The organism is Micromonospora chokoriensis (genome assembly GCF_900091505.1).
In the GTDB taxonomy this organism is placed as follows: Bacteria; Actinomycetota; Actinomycetes; order Mycobacteriales; family Micromonosporaceae; genus Micromonospora; species Micromonospora chokoriensis.
Window position 1 is genome coordinate 1015440 of sequence record NZ_LT607409.1, and the last position, 22041, is coordinate 1037480.

Consider the following 22041-nt stretch of genomic DNA (forward strand, 5'->3'; position numbering starts at 1 on the left):
CGCGTCAGGCGGTGTTGCCCCAACGGGCCTGCTCCAGCATGCGTACCGCCCGCTCCCGGGCCTCCCCGTCGTCGGAGCGCAGCACTGTCGTCGCCTCGTCGACCGCGTCGGTGAGCCGCCGCCACTGCGTGTCGCGCTCCCGGACCAGGTCCGACTGGGCGGCCAACTGCCGGGTCTTCACCCACAGCTCGACGAAGACCGACACCTTGGCCCGCAGCACCCACGGGTCGAACGGCTTGGTCAGGTAGTCCACAGCGCCCACCTGGTAACCCCGCAGGGCGAGCTGGGCGTCCCGGTCGGCGGCCGTCAGGAAGATGATCGGCACGTGTCGGGTCCGCTCGCGGCGCTTGATGTGACTCGCCGTCTCGAAACCGTCCATGTCCGGCATCTGCGCGTCCAGCAGGATCACCGCGAAGTCGTCCACCAGAAGCTGCTTGAGCGCCGCCTCGCCACTCTCCACAGCGACGGACTGGACCGGCAGGCCCTGGAGGATGGCCTCCAGGGCCGTCAGGTTCTGCCGCCGGTCGTCCACGAGCAGCGCCTTGGCCATCTGGGTCACGAAGTCTCCTCGGTGCGGCTGCCGTTGATCCAGGACGACATCAACTCGATCAGATCGTCCAGGTCGACCGGCTTGGTGATGTAGTCGCTGCCCCCGGCAGCGAGCGCCGACTCACGATCACCAGGCATGGCCTTGGCGGTCAGGAAGACCACCGGCAGGTCGGCGAAGCGGTGGTTGCGGCGAATCTGGCGCGTGGTCTCGTAACCGTCCTGGTCGGGCATCATGGCGTCCATCAGCACGATGTCCACCTCCGGATGCTCGGCCAGCAGGCGGACACCGTCCGCCCCGTTGTCCGAGTACAGCACGGTCATCCCGTGCAGCTCCAACGCGCTGGTCAAGGCGAAGACGTTCCGGACGTCGTCGTCCACGATCAGCACTGTGGCGCCGTCCAGTTGCCGGGTGGCCGGCGCCTCCGGCCGCTCCGGCAGCAGCTCCAGCGGCGGCATGAGCAGCGACGACGGCAGGCCGGCCCGCTGCGGAGACGGCGGCTGGGGCGCGACCACCGCGTCCGGAGCCAGCACCTGCGGCACGAACAGCGTGAACGTCGAACCCTGGCCGGGCGCGGACGACACGGTGATGGTGCCGCCGATCAACCGGGCCAGGTCCCGGCTGATCGACAGACCCAGGCCGGTGCCGCCGTAGCGGCGGCTGGTCGTGCCGTCCGCCTGCTGGAACGCCTCGAAGATGATCGACAACTTGTCGTCGGAGATGCCGATCCCGGTGTCGATCACGGTGAACGCGATCACCTGCTGGGCATTGGTCAGCGCCGGAACGTCGAACACCGCATTTTCCGCCGCCGGGGCGATCCGCAGCGTCACCGCACCGTTGTCGGTGAACTTCACCGCGTTGGAGAGCAGGTTGCGCAGGATCTGCTGCAACCGCTGCGCGTCGGTCACCAACGCCGGCGGCAGATCCTTGCTCACCCGTACCTGGAAGTCCAGGTTCTTCTCCTCGGCCTGCGGCGCGAACGCCTGCTCGACGAAGCCCCGCAGCTCGGTGAAGCGGATCTCGGTCGGCTCGACGTCCATCCGACCCGCCTCGATCTTGGACAGGTCGAGGATGTCGTCGATCAGACGCAGCAGGTCGGAGCCGGATCCGTGGATGGTCCGGGCGAACTCGATCTGCTTCGGGCTGAGGTTCTGCTCCGAGTTCTCCGCCAACAGACGGGCCAGCAGCAGCAACGAGTTCAGCGGCGTACGCAGCTCGTGGCTCATGTTGGCCAGGAACTCGGACTTGTAGGCCGACGCCCGGGTCAGCTGCTGGGCCTTCTCCTCCAGGCCCAGCCGGGCCAGCTCGATCTCCCGGTTCTTCGTCTCGATGTTGCCCTTCTGCTCGGAGAGCAGCGTGGCCTTCTCCTCCAACTCGGCGTTGGTGCGCTGCAACTCCGCCGACTGCTCCTGCATCTCGTGCGCCAGGCGCTGCGACTGGGCCAGCAGCTCCTCCGTACGCCGGTTGGCCTGGATGGTGTTGACAGCGATGCCGATGGTGAGCACCAACCGCTCCAGGAACGCGAGGTGCAGCTCGGAGAACGCCGACACACTGGCGAACTCGATCACCCCGAGCAGCTCGCCCTCGAACAGGACGGGGAGCACCACCAGGTCGGACGGGGGTGTCTCGGCCAGGCCGGACCGCAGGGTGAGTCGGCTGTTCGGGGAGGCGCTGACCCGGATCGTGCGGCGGGACAACGCGGTCTGCCCGACCAGCCCCTCACCCGGGCCGAAGGTGACGTCGGTGCCCCGTGCCACGTACCCGTAGGAGGAGGTCAGCCGCAGTCGCATGCTGCCGTCGGTGTCGTCGGCGAGGAAGAAGGCGCCGAGTTGGGCGTCGACCAGCGGCGTCACCTCCGTCATGATCATGCGGCAGACCTCGCCGAGGTCGCGCTGGCCCTGCAACAGGCCGCCGATCCGGGCCAGGTTGGAGTCCAGCCAGCCCTGCTCGGCGTTCTTCTTCGTCGTCTCCCGGAGGGTGACGATCATCTGGTTGATGTTGTCCTTCAGCTCGGCGACCTCGCCCTGCGCCTTGACGGCGATCCGCTGGGTCAGGTCGCCCCTGGTCACCGAGGTGGACACCTGGGCGATGGCCCGCAGCTGCGTGGTCAACGTCGAGGCGAGCTGGTTGACGTTCTCGGTGAGGTCCCGCCACGTGCCGGACACGCCCTTCACCTGGGCCTGGCCACCGAGCTTGCCCTCGATGCCGACCTCACGGGCCACCCGGGTCACCTCGTCGGCGAACGACGACAGCTGGTCGACCATCGTGTTGACTGTCGACTTCAGCTCCAGGATCTCGCCCTGGGCGTCCACCGTGATCTTCTGGCTCAGGTCGCCCTTCGCCACCGCCGTGGTGACCGAGGCGATGTTGCGGACCTGGCTGGTCAGGTTCGACGCCATCGAGTTCACGTTGTCGGTCAGGTCCCGCCAGGTGCCGGACACGCCCTTCACCTGCGCCTGACCACCCAGCTTGCCCTCGGTGCCCACCTCACGCGCCACCCGGGTCACCTCGTCGGCGAACGACGACAACTGGTCCACCATCGTGTTGACAGTCGACTTCAGCTCCAGGATCTCGCCCCGCGCGTCCACCGTGATCTTCTGCGACAGGTCACCCTTCGCCACCGCCGTGGAGACCTGGGCGATGTTGCGGACCTGGGCGGTCAGGTTCGACGCCATCGAGTTCACGTTGTCGGTCAGGTCCCGCCACGTGCCGGCGACGCCGCGCACCTGGGCCTGACCGCCCAGCTTGCCCTCGGTGCCCACCTCACGCGCCACCCGGGTCACCTCGTCGGCGAACGACGACAACTGGTCCACCATCGTGTTGACAGTGGACTTCAACTCCAGGATCTCGCCCCGCGCGTCCACCGTGATCTTCTGCGACAGGTCACCCTTCGCCACCGCCGTGGTCACCGACGCGATGTTGCGGACCTGGCTGGTCAGGTTCGACGCCATCGAGTTCACGTTGTCGGTCAGGTCCCGCCACGTGCCCGAGACGCCCTTCACCTGCGCCTGACCACCCAGGTTGCCCTCCGTGCCCACCTCACGGGCCACCCGGGTCACCTCGTCGGCGAACGACGACAACTGGTCCACCATCGTGTTGACGGTGTTCTTCAGCTCCAGGATCTCGCCCTGCGCGTCCACCGTGATCTTCTGCGACAGGTCACCCTTCGCCACCGCCGTGGAGACCTGGGAGATGTTGCGGACCTGGCTGGTCAGGTTGCCGGCGAGCTGGTTGACGTTCTCGGTGAGGTCCCGCCACGTCCCGGACACGCCGCGCACCTGGGCCTGACCACCGAGCTTGCCCTCGATGCCCACCTCACGGGCCACCCGGGTCACCTCGTCGGCGAACGACGACAACTGATCCACCATCGTGTTGACGGTGTCCTTCAGCTCCAGGATCTCGCCCTGCGCGGCCACCGTGATCTTCTGCGACAGGTCGCCGCGCGCCACCGCCGTGGACACCTGCGCGATGTTGCGGACCTGGGCGGTCAGGTTCGACGCCATCGAGTTGACGCTGTCGGTCAGGTCCTTCCAGGTGCCGGCCACGTTCGGCACCTCGGCCTGACCACCGAGCTTGCCCTCGGTGCCCACCTCGCGGGCCACCCGGGTCACCTGCTCGGCGAAGAGCCGCAGCGTGTCGGTGAGGTAGTTCATCGTGGCGGCCAGCTCGGCGACCTCGCCCCGCGCGCCGACAGTGATCTTCTGCGACAGGTCGCCCTTGGCCACCGCCGTCGCCACCTGCGAGATCGACCGCACCTGGCCGGTCAGGTTCGACGCCATGGTGTTCACCGAGTCGGTGAGGTCCTTCCAGGTGCCCGCGACACCCCGGACGTCCGCCTGACCGCCCAGCTTGCCCTCGGTGCCCACCTCACGGGCCACCCGGGTCACCTCGTTGGAGAACGAGGACAGCTGGTCCACCATCGTGTTCACGGTGCGCCCGATGCGCAGGTACTCACCGCGCAGCGGCCGACCGTCGATCTCCAACGCCATGTGCTGCGACAGGTCGCCGTCCGCGACCGCCACGATGACCCGGGCGATCTCGGTGGTCGGTCGGCCCAGGTCGTCGATCAGCGAGTTGATCGCCCGCTGCCCCTCCGCCCAGGAGCCGTCCAGCCCCTCGTCGTCCAGCCGCTCGGTGAGCCGGCCGTCGCGGCCGACGATCCGGCTGATCCGGCGCAGGTCCAGGTACTGCCGCTCCTGGAGCGAGACCACCTCGTTGAAGGCGTCCGCCACCTCACCGGCGGCGCCCGCGCGGCGGGGAAGCCGGACCTTCAGGTCGCCGCGACCGATCCGCCGCAGTGCCTCGGTCAACTCGCCGAGGAGCGCCTCGTGGTCGGGCGCGGACGGATCCGCCACCGACTGCTTCGCCGTGGTCATCATTCCTCGCTCAACTCGGGGGCACCGGTCCGTGCGACACACCGGCACCCCATATTGTGCCCGCGCGAGCCGTAGTGCCAGGGTGCGCGACCCGCCAGGCGGCCGGGAGCACCACCGGGACCGTCTCGATGACGCTGGATCGGGCACGGCCCGCCGCAGACCTCGCAGGCGTGACCACCAGGCCCGCAATGCCCGTCTCGTGCGGGCGCTCGCGTCGAGGCGGAGTCCGGACACCGTTCGACTGCCCGCTCCACCCGCCGGAAGGCTCGCGAGGGTGATCGGCTTGGCACCCGGCAGGGGGACGGTAGAGGATACGGGGGTGTCAGCCGAGACGGGGACGGCGGCGACCGGGGCCCGGGACGGGGCGGTCCGGCGTGTCCGGTTGCCCGCAGATCGCCGTACGCCAGCCGCCGCCCGCGCCGTGGTCCGCTCGGTGTTGACCGAGTCACACCTGGACGAACTGGCCAACGAGGCGCTCCTGCTCACCACCGAGCTGACCACGAACGCCGTGGAGCACGCCCGCACCGAGCTGGACATCGAGGTCGTCGCCGACGAGATCGGGCTGACCGTCACCGTCTCGGACTTCGCCCCCGGCTCCGGCGACGAGCTGACCGTCGGCGCCCGCAACGACTCCACCGAGATCAACGAGGTCTCCGAGCGGGGTCGGGGCCTCCTGCTGGTCGACCACTTCGCCAGCCGCTGGGGCACGACGTACCTGCCCACCGGGAAGGGCGTCTGGTTCCGGCTGGACCGCCCCGGCACCGAGACGTCGGCCGAGGCCCTCGCCGGTGGCACGTCGGCGCCGACCAGCGCCGGCCCGGGTACGACAGCGGACAAGTCCGCGCCGAGCGCCAGCGCGATGAGCGAACTCATGCAGACCGCGCCCGACCTGTACGCGGACGACCCGCTGCCCGACTTCGCCACCAGTCTCCTCAGCCGGGTCGCCGAGATGGTGGGCGCGGCCGGCGGCACGATCCGCCTGGACCGGGGCGACGGGCAGGGCCGCCAGGTGTTGGCCCGCTTCGGCCGACCGCCCCGCCCGGGCAGTGAGCTGCTCCGGGTGCCGCTGACCGTGCACCGCCCGTACACCGGTGAGCTGGAGTTGGACGCCGCGCCGTCGGCGTACGCCCGGCCGTTGGCGGTGCTGACCGCCGAGCGACTGTCGCTGCACCTGGAGAACGACCGGCTGCGCCGGGCCGACGTCCGCCGGCAGGTGTGGCTGACGTTCCTCGCCGAGGCGAGTGAGCTGCTCGCCCAGTCGTTGGACGTCGACCTGACCATGGCCCTGGTGCCGCAGTTGGTGGTGCCCCGGCTTGGTCAGTGGTGCGCGGTGCACACCACCGACGAGTGGGGCCGGCTGCGGCTGGCAGCGGCCAGCCACGCCGACGAGTCGACGCTCCCGCAACTGCACAAGGTGTTGGCGGAGACCGGGCCGGATTCGATCCAGGCCCGTCTGCGCGAGGCGTCGCGCAGCGCGGCGCAGATCCCCCTGGGCGGGCCGATGGAAGGTTTCGCGGTCCCGCTGATCGCCCGTGGCCAGCGGCTCGGCACCCTGGCGGTGGGGCGGCACCAGCGGCACCGGCACGACCCGGACGAGGTGGCCGTGCTGGAGGACGTGGCCCGGCGGGCGGCGCTGGCCATCGAGAACGCGCGGATCCACGCCGAGCGCCGCCGCGTGGCGCAGACGCTTCAGCAGTCCCTGCTACCGCCGGTGCTTCCCGTCGTGGACGGGATCGGTTTCGCCGCCGAGTACGTGCCGACCGGCGACGACGCCGAGGTGGGGGGTGACTTCTACGACGTGGTGCCGCTGCCCGACGGGCGTTGGCTGGTGGTGATCGGTGACGTCTCGGGCAAGGGTGTCCAGGCCGCCGCGGTGACCGGGTTGGTCCGGGATGTGATCCGGGTGCTGGTCGGGGACGGTAAACCGTTGCCGGAGGTGTTGGCGCGGCTCAACGAGACGCTCGTCGAGCGGGGCGGCGGGCGATACTGCACGTTGGCGCTGGCGGCGGTGGGGCCCGGCGAGGGCGACACGCTCGACGTGTCACTGCACCTGGCCGGGCACGACCGTCCGGTGCTGCTGTCGGCAGCGGGCGGTGCCGGGTTCTTCGGCACCGGTGGCACCGCGCTCGGCCTGCTCGACACGATCACCTCACCGACGGCGCAGATCGCGCTCGCCCCCGGCGACTCGCTGATCTTCTACACCGATGGCGTCACCGAGCGGCGACGGGGCCGGGAGCTGTTCGGCACCGACCGTCTGCGGGATGCCGCAGCGCCTCTGGCCGGTTATTCGGCCGACGTGGTGGCCGCCCGGCTGCGCTCCGCCGCGATCAACTTCTCGGCCGAGCCGCCCCGGGACGACATCGCCGTCCTGGTGCTGCGCAACGACGCCACCTGACCGCCGCACGCGGCCCACGAAGTCCGGGGCCGCTCGGTAGATTGACGCTCATGTCGATCGCCGCGCAGGCCACGTCGTACCCCCGGCGGGCGGTTCGTGCCCTGGTCACCGCGCAGCTGGCGACCATCGGCGCGTTCCTCGCCGTGCTGCTGCTCTATCTGGGTCGGATGGCGACCGCCGGTGTCGGCCCGACCGAGATGCTGACCGGGGCCTACGACCCGAAGGACATGATTCCCTTCGGGATGGACGGGGTGAACCCGTTCCTCTGGCTCTACGCCGTGGTCGGGATGCTCTACCTGGCCGGCGCGGTGCTCGGATTGCCGTTGGCCATCGCCGCGGTGGCGGTGGTCGCCCGGGAGCGCGAAGCCCTGCCCCGGGTGACGCGGACGCTGCTGCTGACCGGGGCGGTCGGCGGCCTGCTGGTGCTGGTGGCCCGCTTCACCCCACCGCTGCTGGACATGCACAGCTGGTGGATGGACTGACCGGTCACAGACCGCCCGGGAGACGCCCGGGCGCGAGCCGGTGCTCCGGATCGAGGTGCGCCTTGGCCGCCCGCAGGTGGGTCAGGCCGGCCAGCTCGCCCCAGAGGTCGACGGCACGCCGCACCGCCGTCGGGGCGGAGACCACCACGCAGCGGCCCTGCCGGGCCAGCAGCACACCTCGGACGGCTGCCAGGATGGACGCCACCCGGTCGGGGGCCAGCGCTCCGGGCAGTGCCGCGTGCACCACGCCCAGGCCGGCGGACCCGCGCACCGGCACCGGCGCGCCGGCCGCGTCGCGCAACGCGTAGACGGCGGCGTGCAGGTCGCCGATCGGCACCTCGAGCCGTAGTGCGGTGTCGCCGGGGGCGAACGGGTACCGACGCCACCACGTCGGCGCGGAGTGGGCGATCGTCGCCTCCCCGTGCAGCAGACCGACCAGGCGCTCGGCGCGTTCGGTGACGTCGGCGGGACCGCCCTCCAACAGCACCACCAGACTGCCGGCCCGCGACGGCGCACCGGCCCGGCCGGACATCGACGGGTGGCGCTCCCGGGCGGTGGCGGCCGGGTGACCCGGCGGGTACGGATGACGCGGTCGGGGCGTGCCTCCGGGCAGGTCCAGCTCGACGGCCGCGGGCTCCAGTCGGGCGGCGAGGATCGTCCGGACCAGGTCGTGCACCTCCAACGGCGTCCACACCGGACGGGACACCCACACCCGGCTCGCCGGAACGGGCTGCACCCGCAGTGTCGCCGAGACCAGCACGCCGAGCGCGCCCTGGGAGCCACAGAGCAGCCGGGCCAGGTCGAGCCCGGGTGCGCCACCTCCGGCGCTCACCAACTCACCGTCGGCGGCGAGGTAGCGGACACCGAGCAGTTGGTCGCACGGGCTGCCGTGGCGGTGACTGAGCGGGCCCGCCTCGCCCGCGGCGAGCACCCCACCGACTGTCGCACCGGGCGAGGGGGCGTCCATCGCCAGCCGCTGCCCGGTGCGCTCCAACGTGGCCTGCACGGCTCGCAGCGGGGTGCCGGCGCCCACCTCGGCGACCAGCGCGCCGACCGGCTCGTGACCGATGCCGGCCAGCCGGCCGGTGTCGAGCATGATGTCCACCTGCACCGGCGTGGCACCCCAGTCGATCTTGGTGCCGGCACCCCTGGGCACGACTGCCAGGTCGTGCGCGGCGGCCAACCGCAGCACCTCGGCCGCGGCGTGCGGGCCGCCCGGCACCGCCACCCAACGCGCCGGCCGCCCGGCGACCTCGTCAGCCGGCCCACCCAGCCGGGAGAACGGTGGACCACAGATGGCCGCCAGTCGTCGGGTGATGTCGAGGGCTCCGGACCGGCCGAGGGAACTCGCTGCTGCCGCCATGGCGGCTATCGTACATGTGTTCGAAAGGCGTGGTGAGAGCTGTCAGGATGCCGCTGGTCCGGCAAACGACCGGTGGCTGCCGGTAACGTGGCCGCCGTGACCACCGAGACTGCCCCGCCCGCGGCGAAGCGGGTGCCCACCGAGCGCACCCACCACGGCGACACCGTCATCGACGAGTACGCCTGGCTCGCCGCCAAGGACGATCCGGAGACGATCGCTTACCTGACCGCCGAGAACGAATACACCGACGCGCGGACGGCACACCTGACCGACCTACGCGCCACGCTGTTCGAGGAGACCCGGCAACGCACCCGGGAGACCGACCTGTCCGTGCCGACCCGCAAGGGCGGGCACTGGTACTACACCCGGACGGTCGAGGGGCAGCAGTACGGGGTGCACTGCCGTCGCGCGGTCCGCGACGGTGAGATCGACCCGCCGGTCAGCGCCGACGGCGCCCCGCTCGACGGTGAGGAGGTGCTGCTCGACGGCAACCTGCTGGCCGAGGGGCACGACTTCTTCTCGCTGGGCGCGTTCGACGTCAGCCCGGATGGTCGTTGGCTGGCCTACTCCACCGACTTCTCCGGCGACGAGCGGTTCACCCTGCGCATCAAGGACCTGACCACCGGCGAGTTGCTGCCCGACGAGGTGCCCGACACCTTCTACGGCACCGCCTGGTCGTCCGACGCCTCGGTGCTGTTCTACGTGACGGTGGACGACGCCTGGCGGCCGAACCGGGTGTGGCGGCACACCGTCGGCTCGGCCGCCGCCGACGACGTGGTGGTCCACCAGGAGGACGACGAGCGGTTCTGGGTCGGCGTGGAGCTGACCCGCTCGGAGAAGTTCATCCTGATCGACATCCACAGCAAGGTCACCAGCGAGGTGCTGGTGATCCCCGCCGGCAACCCGACCGGCGCCCCGGCCGTGATCGCACCCCGGCGCCAGGGCGTCGAGTACGCGGTGGAGCACCACGGTCACCGTTTCCTGATCCTGCACAACGACGGCGCGGAGGACTTCGCGCTGGCGTTCACCTCGGCGGACGCGCCGGGCGACTGGGTGCCGGTGATCGAGCACACCCCCGGCACCCGGCTGGAGTCCGTCGACGCCTTCGCCAACCACCTGGTGGTGTCGCTGCGCACCGACGGTCTCACCGGGCTGCGGGTGTTGCCGGTCGGCAGCGACGACTCGTACGACATCGACTTCCCGGAGCCGCTCTACAGTGTCGGGCTGGACGCCAACCCGGAGTACCGCACCGGGCAGGTCCGTCTCCGCTACTCCTCCCTGGTCACCCCCGACTCGGTGTACGACTACGACCTGGTCACCCGGCAGATGGTGCTGCGTAAGCAGAAGCCGGTGCTGCCCGGGCCGGACGGCCGGCCGTACGACCCCGCCGAGTACGAGCAGCACCGCGACTGGGCGCTCGCCGACGACGGCACCCGCGTACCGGTCTCCCTGGTCTGCCGCGTCGGTACGCCCCGGGACGGCTCGGCCCCCTGCGAGCTGTACGGCTACGGCTCGTACGAGGCCAGCATGGACCCGTGGTTCTCGGTGGCCCGGCTGTCCCTGCTGGACCGGGGTGTGGTCTTCGCCGTGGCACACACCCGGGGTGGCGGTGAGCTGGGCAGGCGCTGGTACGACCAGGGCAAGCTGCTGGCCAAGAAGAACACCTTCACCGACTTCGTCGCCTGCGCCCGACACCTGGTCAAGGCCGGCTGGACGGCCAGCGACCGGTTGGTCGCCCGGGGCGCCTCGGCCGGTGGCCTGCTGATGGGCGCGGTCGCCAACATCGCACCGGACGCGTTCGCCGGGGTCGTGGCGCAGGTGCCGTTCGTGGACGCCCTCACGTCGATCCTCGACCCGTCGCTGCCGCTGACCGTCACCGAGTGGGAGGAGTGGGGCAACCCACTGGAGGACCCCGAGGTGTACGCGTACATGAAGTCCTACACGCCATACGAGAACGTCGTCGCCGTCGACTACCCGGCGATCCTCGCGGTCACCAGCCTCAACGACACGCGGGTGCTCTACTCCGAGCCGGCGAAGTGGATCGCCCGGTTGCGGGCGGTCTCCCCGGGCGGTGACTACCTGCTCAAGACCGAGATGGGTGCCGGGCACGGCGGCCCGAGCGGTCGCTACGACGCCTGGCGCGAGGAGGCGTTCATCAACGCCTGGATCCTGGACCGGCTCGGCCGCGCCTGACCGTGGTGGTGGTCTCCCCCTCGGAGACCACCACCTTCCGGTGGCTGTCGACCCGCAGCCGCCGAGGTGCGGGTGTCGGGGCGGCCAGGTGGGCCACCTCGCGCTCGCGGGCCAGCAGTGCCGCCCCGCGCGGCGGCCGACCGGGTCGGCTCCGCCCGGCGTAAGGGAGCCAGCCGGGCGTTACCGGGGCCGACACGGGGGTCGGGGCCTACACTTCCCCGGTGACCGGGGCTACGGATGGTGAAGGCGGAGCCGACGAGGGCGTCCGCCGGCCGAGCTTGGCGGCGGTGGCACGGGACCGCCGGGTCTGGTTGATCCTCGCGATCGTGGCCGGCCTCATCGTCTGCTGCTGCTCGGCCGTGGTCGGGGCGCTCATCGCGCTCTCCTCCGGTCTCCTCACCGCCTGACCCCGTCGCACCGGAGGAACGCTCAGGTCGTGCGCAGCTCGTCCAGCGCGGTGCTGGCGCGGAGGAAGAGCAGGCCGACGCCGACCGTCACCAGCACCGCGACCACCCCGCCGGCACCGAGCCAGGCCAGGTGCTCCAGGGGTACGGGAACGTCTCGGTGCACGGCGGGGAAGTGCACGATCCGGGTGTACTGCCCACTGGCGGCAGGGTCGGCACAGAGCGCCGCTGTGGCCTCACAGACCGATGCCGACCCACCTCCCGCTGACACCTCCGTGACAAGCCCACGGCCGAGCAGGGTGCCCACGGTGAGCGCGAGCAGGATCGCCGGCACCGCCGGGGCGAACGCCTGCCAGGCCACCGATCGGCTCAGCGTGGCTCGGGGCACCCCGGTGGCGACCAACGCGGCGTACGCCCGCCGACGGGCGACGATCCCCTCGACCAGCGCCACGATCAGGCCGCCGGCCGCGATCAGGATGGCCACCCCCACCGCCAGGTCGACGAGATCCATCGTGGACAGGTAGAACGAGTCGGGGACCTCAGCCACGCCGACGAGCTGGCTCTGCTCCCGGTCGAGCTGGTCCTTTGTGGCGAAGTAGGCACGCTGGACGGCCGCACCACCGCCGAAGATCAGCGCAGCGAGCAGCGCCGCGAACGTGCGGCTGCCCGCCCACGGGTCGGCCATCAGCCGGCCCGCCGCGAGCAGGGCCGGAGGCCGACGGGCGTATCGCCGCATCAGCTTCCCGCAGTGGTACGAGATCCAGCCCGTGCCGATCACCACACCGATCATCGCCGCGAGGGCGCTCACCGCGAACATCAACGGGAGCAGCCGGCCGAGCACCACTGCGTTGTCGCCGACCCGCTCGTACATCGGGCGGATCGCCGCGAACGACACCACGCCGAGCCCGATCAGATAGCCCGCCCACGGCCTCGGGCCGCGCTCGCGGGCGGCCTTGCGGCTCACGCCGAGCGGGCTGGTGGTGACCGTACGGAGCATCAGTGCGGTGACCAGCGCGGCGATGACCGGCAGACCGAGCACCACGGCAGTCACCGCCCCGGACGACGGCAGCACATCGGTGGGCAGGGCCAGTTGGCCGCGCGCGTCCGGCCGGTGCAGCACCTCGCGACCGCCCAGGTAGACGCCCAGCCCGGCCAACGTGCCGAGCAGGGCGGCCAGACCGGTCTCCAGCACGGCCAGCCGGGTGACCTGGCCGGGGGTGGCGCCGGCGAGCCGGATCGCGGCCAGCCGACGGTCCCGCGCCGGCGCTCCGAGCCGGGCACACTGACCGGCCAGCGCCAGCACCGGAACCATCAGCATGAGCAGCGCGAACGTCGTGCCGCCACGCAGCCCCGGTTCGCTCAACAGGGCGTTGTGGTACTGCTCGGACAACCTGTTCGGATTCTCGTCCGTCGCCGCCGGAGTGCGGATGGCCAGCACGGTCAGCGCCGCGAGCCCGGCCAGGGTAGCCAGCAGGGCGCTGAGTGCGGTCAGCGCGACCCGGGCGACGTCGGTGCGACTCCCGGCGAGCGCTAGACGCACCAGCGTCGCCGCTCTCACCGGGTGCCGCCGACCATCGGCACGTCGAGCCCCAGGCCCGTGTGGTCCACCAGGCCGTCACGCAGCACGACCTCCCGATCGGCGTACGCGGCGATCCGCGGCTCGTGCGTCACCAGCACGACGGCGGTGCGCTGCTCACGGGCGAGCCGGACCAGTTGGGTGAGGACCTGCTCGCCGGTGAGCGTGTCCAGCGCGCCGGTCGGCTCGTCGGCGAAGAGCACCCGTGGCTCGGTCACCAGCGCCCGCGCCGTGGCGCAACGTTGCTGTTGACCGCCGGACATCTCACCCGGGCGCACGTCGGCCACCTCGGTCACCCCGAACCGGTCCAGCCAGGTGAGCGCCGCCGTCCGTGCCTCTCGCCGCCCCGTGCCGGCGAGGAGCAGGGGAAGAGCGACGTTCTCCGCCGCGGTCAACTCGGCCACCAACTGGCCGAACTGGAACAGCACCCCGAACTCGGTGCGCCGCAGCCGGGACCGGGCCGCCTCCGACCAGGTGTCGATGCGCTGGCCGCGCCAGGCGACCTCGCCGGCGTCCGGGCGGAGGATCCCGGCCAGGCAGTGCAGCAGGGTCGACTTGCCGCAGCCGCTCGGGCCGGTGACGGCGACGATCTCACCCTCGGCCACGTCGAGCGTCACGCCGCGCAGCGCGGGTGTCGGGCCGTACGCCCGAACCACGCCGCGCGCCTGGAGTTGTGTCACGGGTGCACCTCCCGGTGCCAGTCGGCGACCCGGCCCAGGGTGGTGTGCAACCACCGCAGGTCCGCGTCGAGATGGGAGATCGCGAAGTCCGCCGCGACCACGTCGCTGAGGGTGGCGGTCGGGTCGGCCTTGACGGTGGTCAGCTCACGCAGCCGCGCGGTGTGCGCGGCGCGCTGGGCGATCAGGTAGGACCGGGCCCGGTCGACGTCGGCGACCAGGAGCGCCACGACGACCTTGGCGAAGAGCGTGCTGGCCACGTACGGCATGGGTGGTTCCACAGTGGTGAGCCAGTGGTCCAGCGTGGTCCGCCCGTGGTCGGTCAGCGCGTAGGCAGTGCGATCCGGACCGCCCGCGCGATCCTGCCCGGCGGCGGCCACCAGGCCGTCGCGTTCGAGGCGACCGAGAGTGGCGTAGACCTGCCCGAAGGCCAACGGCCGAGCCCTCGGCAGCCGCTCGTCGTGCGCACGCTTCAGCTCGTAACCGTGCCGGCTGCCAGCAGCCAACAACCCGAGCAGAACATGCGGCGTGGACACGCGTCCACTATTCACCCAGCGAATACCTACGTCAACAACCCCACCAAAGGCGCGCCGCACACGCCTCCACCCCGACCCCTCCATCCCTGCACCCCCACCCCGGCCCCTCCGTCCCTACACCCCCACCCCGGGCCCCTCCGTCCCTGCACCCCACCCCGGCCCCTCCACCCCCGGTGATCAAGAGGTTTGCGTCACGAACGCGCCGCGATCTTACGCAAACCTCTTGATCACCGGCGCGAGGGGCCGGGGTGGGGGTCGGGGTGGGAGGGCCGGGGGGCCGGGTGGCCGGGGGGCCGGGTGGGTTAGGGGGTTGGGGTGGGCCAGGTGGGGGTGCGGCCGGTCTGGGTCAGAAGGTGGGCCAGGTCGGGGCCGTCGGTCGGGGTGGTGGGGTGGGTGACCGGGTCGGCGAAGACGCCCATCCTGCGGGCGGTGGGGCCCAACTGTTCGACCAGACCGTGCAGCTCGGCCACCGCCTCCGGGGCCGGCTGGTACCGCTGGTCGGTGGCGACGGCGAGGTCCCAGCCGTGCACGGTCAGGTCCAACAGAGCCATCCCGCCCACGACGGTCTGCGGCAGGCCCATTCCCGGCGACACACCCTCCAGCGTGGACGGATCCGACCACGCCGCGACCAGCCGGTCGGTCTCCACCCCGAACCGGTCCCGCCAGCCGTCACCGAGGTGGTCGGGCTTCTCCGCCCATTCCACCGGCTGCTTCGCGGCCAGCCCCTGGAAGTTGACCACCACTTCGAAGAGGTGGTTGAGCAGGTCACGCACCACGTAGTCGCGGCAGGGCGTGGGCAGGTCGAGCTGGTCGTCGGTGATGCCCCGCACCACGTCGACGGTTCGCGGCGCGGCAGCCGCCAGCAGATCGCTAGTCTGAGTGGTCATAGGGCCAGCGTATGAGGGTGGTCTTGAACAAATGCGACAGCGACCGCGTGGCGACAGCCGGGGAATTCTCGACCCCGGGCGCATGCTGCGCGAGGTGCGCTTCCGACGGCACCTGCCGGCGGAGCCACTACGCCCCTGGGTCGAGCACTACTGGCTGATCGACTGGGCGCTGCGCGCACCGTTCGAGCAACGGGTCGTGCCGCACCCGGCGGTGAACGTGGTGTTCCGGCGCGACGGCGACGGCGACGGCCACGGCCACGGCCACGGCCACGGCCACGGCCACGGCCACGGCGACGGCGGGGACAGGAGCGGGACCGCGTCCGGCGAGGTCGCGGGCGTGGGTCGTGACCTGTTCCGGATCACCCTGACCGGTACCGGCCGCGTCTGCGGGGTGCAGTTCCGCCCCGGCGGCTTCCACCCCTTCTGGCAGCGCCCGGTGAGTGAGCTGACCGGCCGGCGGGTGGCGCTTCCCACGGGCCGCCTGGCATCCCCCGGGATCGGCATGTGCGCGGGCACCGACGAGGAGCGTTGCGCAGCCCTGGACGCCCTGCTCAGCGCCTGGGCGCCCACACCGGATCCGCTGGCCGAGGAGGCCACCCGGCTGGCCGAGGCGATCCGCACCGACCGGACGGTGCTGCGGGTCGGTGACTTCGCCGCGCGACACGACGTCCCGGTCCGCCGGTTGCAACGGCTCTTCCTGGAGTACGTGGGCGTCGGGCCGAAGTGGGTGATCCGCCGCTACCGACTCCAGGAGGCCGTCGAACAGGCTGCCGGCGGTCCGCTGAGCTGGGCGGACCTTGCCGCCGACCTCGGTTACAGCGACCAGGCCCACCTGGTGCGCGACTTCACCGCGGTGGCCGGGGTGTCTCCTGCCGCGTACGCCCGGTCGGTGCGCTGACCACCGGCGCTCAGCGGCGACGCAGGACGACCACTGCGACGTCGTCCTGGATCTCCGGTGGGGCCAGCTCCACCAGCAACCGGGCGCAGAAGCGGTCCAGGTCCTCGTCGACAGTGGTGCAGACCCCGGAGAGGGCGGCCAGCCCCTCGTCGATCGTCGCGTCGCGTCGCTCGATCAGCCCGTCGGTGTAGAACACCAGGGTGGCCCCGGCCGGCAGCACGAACTCCAGGTCGGGCGGGCGAGGTGCCCGGACGCCGAGCAGCGGTGCGGAGTGCTGCACCAACTCGACCTTGCCGTCCACGCTGAGCACCGGCGGAAGGTGCCCGGCGCTGGCCAGCCGGACCCGACCGGTCGGTGGGTGCAGCAGCAGTACGCAGAGCGTGGCCAACTCGTCCGGCAGCAGTGTGCGCATCAGCTCGTTGACCCGGTGCAGGATCTCGCCGGGCTGGTGCCCCTCGACCGCGTACGCCCGCACCGCGTGCCGCAGCTCGGCCATCACGGTCGCGGCGTGCAGCGAGTGGCCGGCGACGTCCCCGATCGCCAGCAGCAGGTGCCCGTCGAGCATCACCAGTTCGTAGAAGTCGCCGCCCACCTCGGTCTGGGCGCTGGCCGGCTCGTACCGCACGGCGAGGTCCAGCCCGGCCACGTCGGGCAGGCCGCGTGGGAGCAGGCTGCGCTGGAGGGTCACCGCGATCCGGTGCTCCTCGTCGAACGAGCGCTGCCCCTCGACGGCGGCGGCGACCGCCTGCGCGAGCTGCACGAGCACCGGGGTCCGAGCGGTCTGGGTAGCGGTCGGCACCACCACGTAGAGCGGGGCCCGGTCCTCCCGCAGGCGGGCGGCGGCGACAGTCACCGTGTCGTCCGCCGGCCAGTCGACCAACGCCCAGGCCTCGGCCGTGTCGACCCGGACCGTGGAGCCGGTCGGCACGCCGGTGTCGTCGACCACCCAGGGCACGACGGAGGCCGGGGTGCCGGGGCCGGCGCAGATCCCCGCGAGACAGTCACCGTCGAACGTCTCCGCGATCACCGCCGCCGGACTCTTGAAAATCTGAGCGGCGCCCTCGGCGGCCGCCTCCAGCAGGCGCGCGAAGGTCGGGGCGGCGTGCACCGACACTGTCGTGTCGGCCAGGCCGAGCAGCCGCTCGGCGAGCAGTTCGGCGCGTTGCCGGGCCTGGTAGTAGCGCAGGACCGCCCGGGTGGTGGCGATCAGCTCTTCCGGCTCGATCGGCTCGGTCAGGTACGCGTCCGCGCCCCGGGTCAGTCCCTGGGCCCGGTCGGCGACGTCCACGGCGTGCGCCGACACGTGGATCACCGGCATCGCCGGATGACGGACCTTGATCTGTTCGCAGACCTCGTAGCCGCTGAGGTCGGGCAGCCGGACGTCGAGGACGACGAGGTCGATCCGGTCCACCTCGACCCGGGCCAACGCCTCGGCGCCGTTCTCGGCCTCGAGCACTGTGAAGCCGGCCCGGGTCAACCAGCTGACCAGCAGATAGCGTTTGGTACGACTGTCATCGACCACCAGGACGGTCGTCGGCATGCCGTCCACGCCGTCACGCTCCGCCAACGGGCAGGGAGACGTGGAATGTGCTGCCCCGGCCCGGCTCACTGGTCAGTTCCAGTGTCCCGCCGAGCAGCGTCACCAACCGCCGGGCGTACGGCAGGCCGAGGCCGGTGCCGCCGACCCGGGTGGCGCCCGGCACCTGGTAGAACTCCTCGAAGATCCGGTCGTGCAGCTCGGGGGCGATGCCCGGCCCGGTGTCGCTGACCTCGAACGTCCACCTGTCGCCCTGCTGGTGGGCACGCAGCCGCACCTCGCCGCGCTCGGTGAACTTCAACCCGTTGTGCAACAGGTTGCGCAGCACCTGGCCGAGCAGCACCTCGTCGGTGCGCAGCAGAGCCGGCGCGCTGGGCTCCTCCACCACCAGCTCCACCTCCGGGCGGGTGGCCAGCGCGCGCAGTGTGCCGCGCAGTTGACCGAAGACCGGGCGCAGGTCGACGTCCGACAGGTCCAGCTCGATCCGGCCGGACTCCGCCTTCGCCAGGTCCAGCAGCTCGTTGACCAGGTTGAGCAGGTCGGCCGCCGACGAGCGGATCAGTTCGACCTGGCGGCCCTGCTCCTCGGTGAGCGGGTCGGAGGCGGAGTCGGTGAGCAGCCGCCCCAACCCGATGATCGCGGTGACCGGGGCGCGCAGCTCGTGGCTCACGTTGGCGAGGAACCGGCTCTTCGACTCGCTCGCCGCCCGCAGTTGGGCCGACTTCTCGTCCAGCTCGGCGTAGAGGGCGACGACCCCCCGGTTGGTCTCCTCCAACTCCTCGGTGAGCTGGTTGTAGAGCGCCAGCACACCACGGTTGGTCTCGGCCAGTTCCTCGTTGAGCACGGCCAGCTCGTCCCGTTGGCTGCGTACCTCGTCGAGTGCCGCGATGAGCTGCCCGTTCTGCACCGTCAACTCGTCCAACGCGCTGGCCGGGGCGATCCGACCGAGTTCGCTGCGGAACTCGGCCAACCGCTCCGGGGTCGGGTTCGGCGCGTTGGCCGGGACTCGTCGGGACATCCTCACGACCGTAACCCCCTCGACGGTCGTCACGCCCAACGTGTCGACCAGTCGGGACACCGCACCGGACTGCGGCTGGTAGTGACCGTCGGGCAACGGGGTCACCGGGGCGAGGTCGGCACGCAGGTGGTGTCGACCGTCGACGCCCGCGTCGATGTGGAAGGTGACGTCCGCGCCGCCGATCGTCCCCAGCAGGTCCCGGGCCACCTCGCTGAGCGCAGTGGCGATCCGAACCTGGTCCTGGTGTTCGAGGCCCACCACGGCGGCCACCTCGCGGCCCCGCTGACGGATCACGAAGATGTCCTGCTCCACCCGCAGCGCCATCTGGAGCAGCGGCTGCGCGGCCAGGTCGCCGGTCATGCCCAGGACCTTGCCACGAGCACGCAGGCGTCGTCGCGTCGCACACCCGCGTCGCGCAGGAGGGTTGCCGCCACGACGAGCGGAGAGCGTTCCGCCAGACCCGGGTAGTCCTCCAACCGCCACCGGTCGGCCACCCCGTCGCTGTGCATCACCAGTCGGGAACCCAGGCCGAGCGGATATTCGTACTCCCGGATGGCCGGCCGTTGGTGGCCGGCGATGCCGGGCAGCGACACCAGCCCACGGCGGCGGCCGTCCTCCTCGACGATCACACCGGCGATGTTGCCCAGGCCGGCGTAGCGCAGCACGCCGGCCTCCGGCGCGAGTTCGGCGACCGCGAGCGCGGCGCCTCGGGTGTGCGACATGCTGCGGTGCAGGTGGGCGACCACCGCTGCCGGTGGGCCGGCCGGGGCGTTGCGGAACGCGGCGAGCGCCGCGTCGGTTGCGGCGCCGGCCAACGGGCCGTGCCCCAGCCCGTCGCTGACCAGCACCTGGTGTCGCCCGTCGGCGACCCGGACGGCGTACCCGTCGCCGCTGACCGTCTCGCCGGTGATCGGCCGGGTCAGGGCACCGGCCCAGGACGGGCGCGGGGGCTCCGCCGGCCAGACCTGCACGGCGAACACCGTCCCCCGGCCGGGCAGCGAGTATCCGTCGAACCAGCTCGCCTGCCGCACGATGGCACCCAGACCGATGCCGAGCGTTCCGGTGGTGGAGTGCCCGTCCTGGGACGAGACGGTCAGATCGGCCATCCCCGGCCCGGAGTCGATCGCCACCAGCTCCACGCCGGCCTGCCCGGCCCGGCGCACCGGCCGGAGCAGCAGCACCCCTTCGTCGGCGTGCTTGACCAGGTTGCTGGTCAGCTCGGCGGCGACGATGGCCAGGTCGGCGATGCGGACCTCACCGATCCCGACCTGCGCACCGAGGCGCTCGGCGGCCCGCCGCACGGCACTCGCCGCGCTGCTGGCCTCCACCCGGAACCAGATGCCACTGTCGGTGACCGCCTCGGCGCTCACCGCGACCACTTGGTGACCGTGATGCGCGTGCCGGTCTCCGGCGAGGTCTCGATCTCGAACTCGTCGACGAGGCGGCGGGACCCGCTGAGGCCGAGGCCGAGGCCACCGCCGGTGGTGTAGCCGTCGGTCAGGGCCAGATCCAGGTCGGCGATGCCGGGCCCGGAGTCGGCGAAGACGATCCGGATGCCCTTGCGCCGGCCGTTGTCCACTGTCGCCACCTCGACCGAGCCACCGCCCCCGTAGACGAGGGTGTTGCGGGCCAGTTCGCTGGCCGCGGTGACCACCTTGGTCTGGTCGACGAGGGACAGCTTGACGGCGACCGCCACGGACCGGACCAACTGCCGGACGCGTACCACGTCCTCATCGCTGCGGACCGACTGCGCCTGCGGGTGGCCCAGGTCGATGCCCGCGGTCACGGCGTGGCCGTCTCGGCGTCCGGCTCGTCCTCAAGCTCGTCGTCGAACCCGTCGTCGTGCGCCGCCGCGATGAGCTCCATGCCGCGCTCGACGTTCAGCGCGGTACGGATGCCGTTCAGCGAGAGCCCCAGTTCGACGAGGGTGATGGCCACGGCGGGGCGCATTCCGACCACCACCGTCTCCGCGTCGAGCACCTTGGAGATCGACGCGATGGTGGAGAGCATCCGGCCGACGAAGGAGTCGACGATGTCCAGCGCGGTGATGTCGATGATGACGCCGTGGCAGCCGGTGTCCACGATCCGCTCGGCGAGGTCCTCCTGGAGCGCGACCGCCGTCTGGTCGGACATGTCCACCTGGATGGAGACGAGCAGGATGTCGCCGATCTTGAGGATCGGTACGCGTTCCATCAGTTGCCCCGACGCGGTTGGCGGCGGGCCGTCTCCACCCCGGTGAGCCGCAGCACGTGGCGCAGCGCGTCGGCGAGGCTCGCCTTGGTGGCGATGTCGCCGAACTCGATGCCGAGCGCCACGATCGTCTGCGCGATCTGCGGACGGATGCCGGAGATGATGCAGTCGGCGCCCATCAGCCGGGCCGCCACCACGGTCTTCAGGATGTGCTGGGCGACCTGGGTGTCCACCGCCGGGACGCCGGTGATGTCGATGATCGCGTACGGGGAGCCGGTGTCGACCAGGGTCTGCAGCAGCCGCTCCATCACGACCTGCGCGCGGGCCGAGTCCAGGGTGCCGACCAGCGGGACGGCGACCACGCCCTCCCAGAGCTTGACCACCGGCGTGGAGAGTTCGAGCAGCTGCTCGGCCTGATCGGCGATCAGGCTCTCCCGGGTGCGGACGAAGCTCTCGAAGGTGTAGAGGCCCATGTCGTCGACCAGCTTGGAGAAGGCGACGAAGTCGCTCAGCGCGTTGCTTCCGCCGGCCTCCTGCAACAGTTCGGCGAGCACGTCCTTGAGGGCGAACACGCTGATCGAGGTCTCGGTGGCGGAGAAGCCCTGCCGGGCGCGACCACGGGACAGTTCGGAGAGCGCGGCACGCAGCTCGGCGGCGCTGTCGGCGGACAGGTCGATCTCGCCCTGGTCGCCGGTGGCGAGGATCGCGCGGTGCAGGTCCTGAACCTGCCGGCGCAGTTCGGCCTGACTCAGCCGGCCCCGCAACGAACTGGTGACGATCTCGGTCCACCGAGTCGTGACCCGGTCGGCCTGCTCGCTCAGCAGCGCGGCGAGCCGACCACTTTCTTCGGTGCTCAACGCCATTTCGAACCCCCTTGACCTGGACCGGGCGGACTCTATCACCGAGGGCCGACCAACTACTTGCCCCGTAGCAACGGAATGATGACGGCCACCGGATACCGG

At 71.6% G+C, this 22041-nt stretch carries 18 protein-coding genes; 5 read left to right on the forward strand and 13 right to left on the reverse strand.

Annotated features, from left to right (window positions below; genetic code table 11):
• Positions 1-4 precede the first annotated feature (4 nt).
• The gene (locus tag GA0070612_RS04740; RefSeq protein WP_088986812.1) at positions 5-559 is read right to left on the reverse strand and encodes a response regulator; all 555 of its coding nucleotides are present in this window, start codon (positions 557-559) and stop codon (positions 5-7) included.
• Positions 556-4923, reverse strand: a complete 4368-nt coding sequence (locus GA0070612_RS04745) for a HAMP domain-containing protein (protein WP_088991270.1) — start codon at positions 4921-4923, stop codon at positions 556-558. The genes GA0070612_RS04740 and GA0070612_RS04745 overlap by 4 nt, the downstream gene beginning before the upstream one ends.
• A 319-nt stretch (positions 4924-5242) precedes the next feature.
• On the opposite strand from GA0070612_RS04745, the gene GA0070612_RS04750 reads away from it, so the two are divergent.
• Both GA0070612_RS04750 and GA0070612_RS04755 read left to right on the forward strand, forming a co-directional pair.
• The gene (locus GA0070612_RS04750; RefSeq protein ID WP_088986813.1) at positions 5243-7318 is read left to right on the forward strand and encodes a SpoIIE family protein phosphatase; all 2076 of its coding nucleotides are present in this window, start codon (positions 5243-5245) and stop codon (positions 7316-7318) included.
• Positions 7319-7368: 50 nt separating this feature from the next.
• Positions 7369-7800, forward strand: coding sequence for a hypothetical protein (locus GA0070612_RS04755; RefSeq protein ID WP_088986814.1), 432 nt, complete (start codon positions 7369-7371; stop codon positions 7798-7800).
• A 4-nt stretch (positions 7801-7804) separates the two neighbouring features.
• Here the strand turns inward: GA0070612_RS04755 and GA0070612_RS04760 are convergent, their stop codons facing one another.
• Complete coding sequence (locus tag GA0070612_RS04760; protein WP_088986815.1) at positions 7805-9163, reverse strand: FAD-binding oxidoreductase; 1359 nt, start codon at positions 9161-9163, stop codon at positions 7805-7807.
• Between the two features lie 96 nt (positions 9164-9259).
• Between GA0070612_RS04760 and GA0070612_RS04765 the strand changes: the two genes are divergently transcribed.
• Positions 9260-11356: a S9 family peptidase gene (locus GA0070612_RS04765; protein ID WP_088991271.1), complete on the forward strand. Its 2097-nt coding sequence runs from the start codon at positions 9260-9262 to the stop codon at positions 11354-11356.
• A 221-nt stretch (positions 11357-11577) separates the two neighbouring features.
• The gene (locus GA0070612_RS04770) at positions 11578-11763 is read left to right on the forward strand and encodes a hypothetical protein (RefSeq protein ID WP_088986816.1); all 186 of its coding nucleotides are present in this window, start codon (positions 11578-11580) and stop codon (positions 11761-11763) included.
• A 22-nt stretch (positions 11764-11785) separates the two neighbouring features.
• On the opposite strand, the gene GA0070612_RS04775 is transcribed toward GA0070612_RS04770, so the two are convergent.
• The 4 genes from GA0070612_RS04775 to GA0070612_RS04790 form a co-directional block, all read right to left on the reverse strand.
• Positions 11786-13300 carry an FtsX-like permease family protein gene (locus GA0070612_RS04775; protein WP_456299242.1) on the reverse strand — a complete coding sequence of 505 codons (1515 nt, stop codon included), beginning with the start codon at positions 13298-13300 and terminating at the stop codon, positions 11786-11788.
• A gap of 14 nt (positions 13301-13314) precedes the next feature.
• Positions 13315-14016 (reverse strand): ABC transporter ATP-binding protein, encoded by a 702-nt coding sequence (locus GA0070612_RS04780; RefSeq protein ID WP_088986818.1) that lies wholly within the window; start codon positions 14014-14016, stop codon positions 13315-13317.
• The gene (locus GA0070612_RS04785) at positions 14013-14549 is read right to left on the reverse strand and encodes a PadR family transcriptional regulator (protein ID WP_088986819.1); all 537 of its coding nucleotides are present in this window, start codon (positions 14547-14549) and stop codon (positions 14013-14015) included. The genes GA0070612_RS04780 and GA0070612_RS04785 overlap by 4 nt, the downstream gene beginning before the upstream one ends.
• Positions 14550-14851: 302 nt before the next feature.
• On the reverse strand, positions 14852-15436 hold the full coding sequence (locus tag GA0070612_RS04790; protein WP_088986820.1) for a TIGR03086 family metal-binding protein: 585 nt from the start codon (positions 15434-15436) through the stop codon (positions 14852-14854).
• Between the two features lie 31 nt (positions 15437-15467).
• Between GA0070612_RS04790 and GA0070612_RS04795 the strand changes: the two genes are divergently transcribed.
• A complete protein-coding gene (locus GA0070612_RS04795) occupies positions 15468-16334 on the forward strand; it encodes a helix-turn-helix domain-containing protein (RefSeq protein ID WP_088986821.1) in 867 nt (288 codons plus the stop codon).
• A 10-nt stretch (positions 16335-16344) separates the two neighbouring features.
• Here GA0070612_RS04795 and GA0070612_RS04800 read toward each other — a convergent pair whose 3' ends face one another.
• Genes GA0070612_RS04800 through GA0070612_RS04825 form a run of 6 tightly spaced genes read right to left on the reverse strand, consistent with a single transcriptional unit; the run spans position 16345 to position 21942 of the window.
• The gene (locus GA0070612_RS04800; RefSeq protein ID WP_197699406.1) at positions 16345-17874 is read right to left on the reverse strand and encodes a SpoIIE family protein phosphatase; all 1530 of its coding nucleotides are present in this window, start codon (positions 17872-17874) and stop codon (positions 16345-16347) included.
• Positions 17875-17887: 13 nt separating this feature from the next.
• Positions 17888-19249 (reverse strand): sensor histidine kinase, encoded by a 1362-nt coding sequence (locus GA0070612_RS04805; RefSeq protein ID WP_088986822.1) that lies wholly within the window; start codon positions 19247-19249, stop codon positions 17888-17890.
• A complete protein-coding gene (locus GA0070612_RS04810; RefSeq protein WP_088991273.1) occupies positions 19246-20259 on the reverse strand; it encodes a SpoIIE family protein phosphatase in 1014 nt (337 codons plus the stop codon). Before GA0070612_RS04810 ends, GA0070612_RS04805 begins: the two co-directional genes overlap by 4 nt.
• Entirely contained in the window at positions 20256-20675 is a 420-nt protein-coding gene (locus tag GA0070612_RS04815; protein ID WP_088986823.1) for an anti-sigma regulatory factor, read from the reverse strand. Before GA0070612_RS04815 ends, GA0070612_RS04810 begins: the two co-directional genes overlap by 4 nt.
• Positions 20672-21082 carry an STAS domain-containing protein gene (locus GA0070612_RS04820; protein WP_088986824.1) on the reverse strand — a complete coding sequence of 137 codons (411 nt, stop codon included), beginning with the start codon at positions 21080-21082 and terminating at the stop codon, positions 20672-20674. The genes GA0070612_RS04815 and GA0070612_RS04820 overlap by 4 nt, the downstream gene beginning before the upstream one ends.
• Positions 21082-21942: an STAS domain-containing protein gene (locus tag GA0070612_RS04825; protein WP_088986825.1), complete on the reverse strand. Its 861-nt coding sequence runs from the start codon at positions 21940-21942 to the stop codon at positions 21082-21084. Before GA0070612_RS04825 ends, GA0070612_RS04820 begins: the two co-directional genes overlap by 1 nt.
• Positions 21943-22041: the final 99 nt, after the last annotated feature.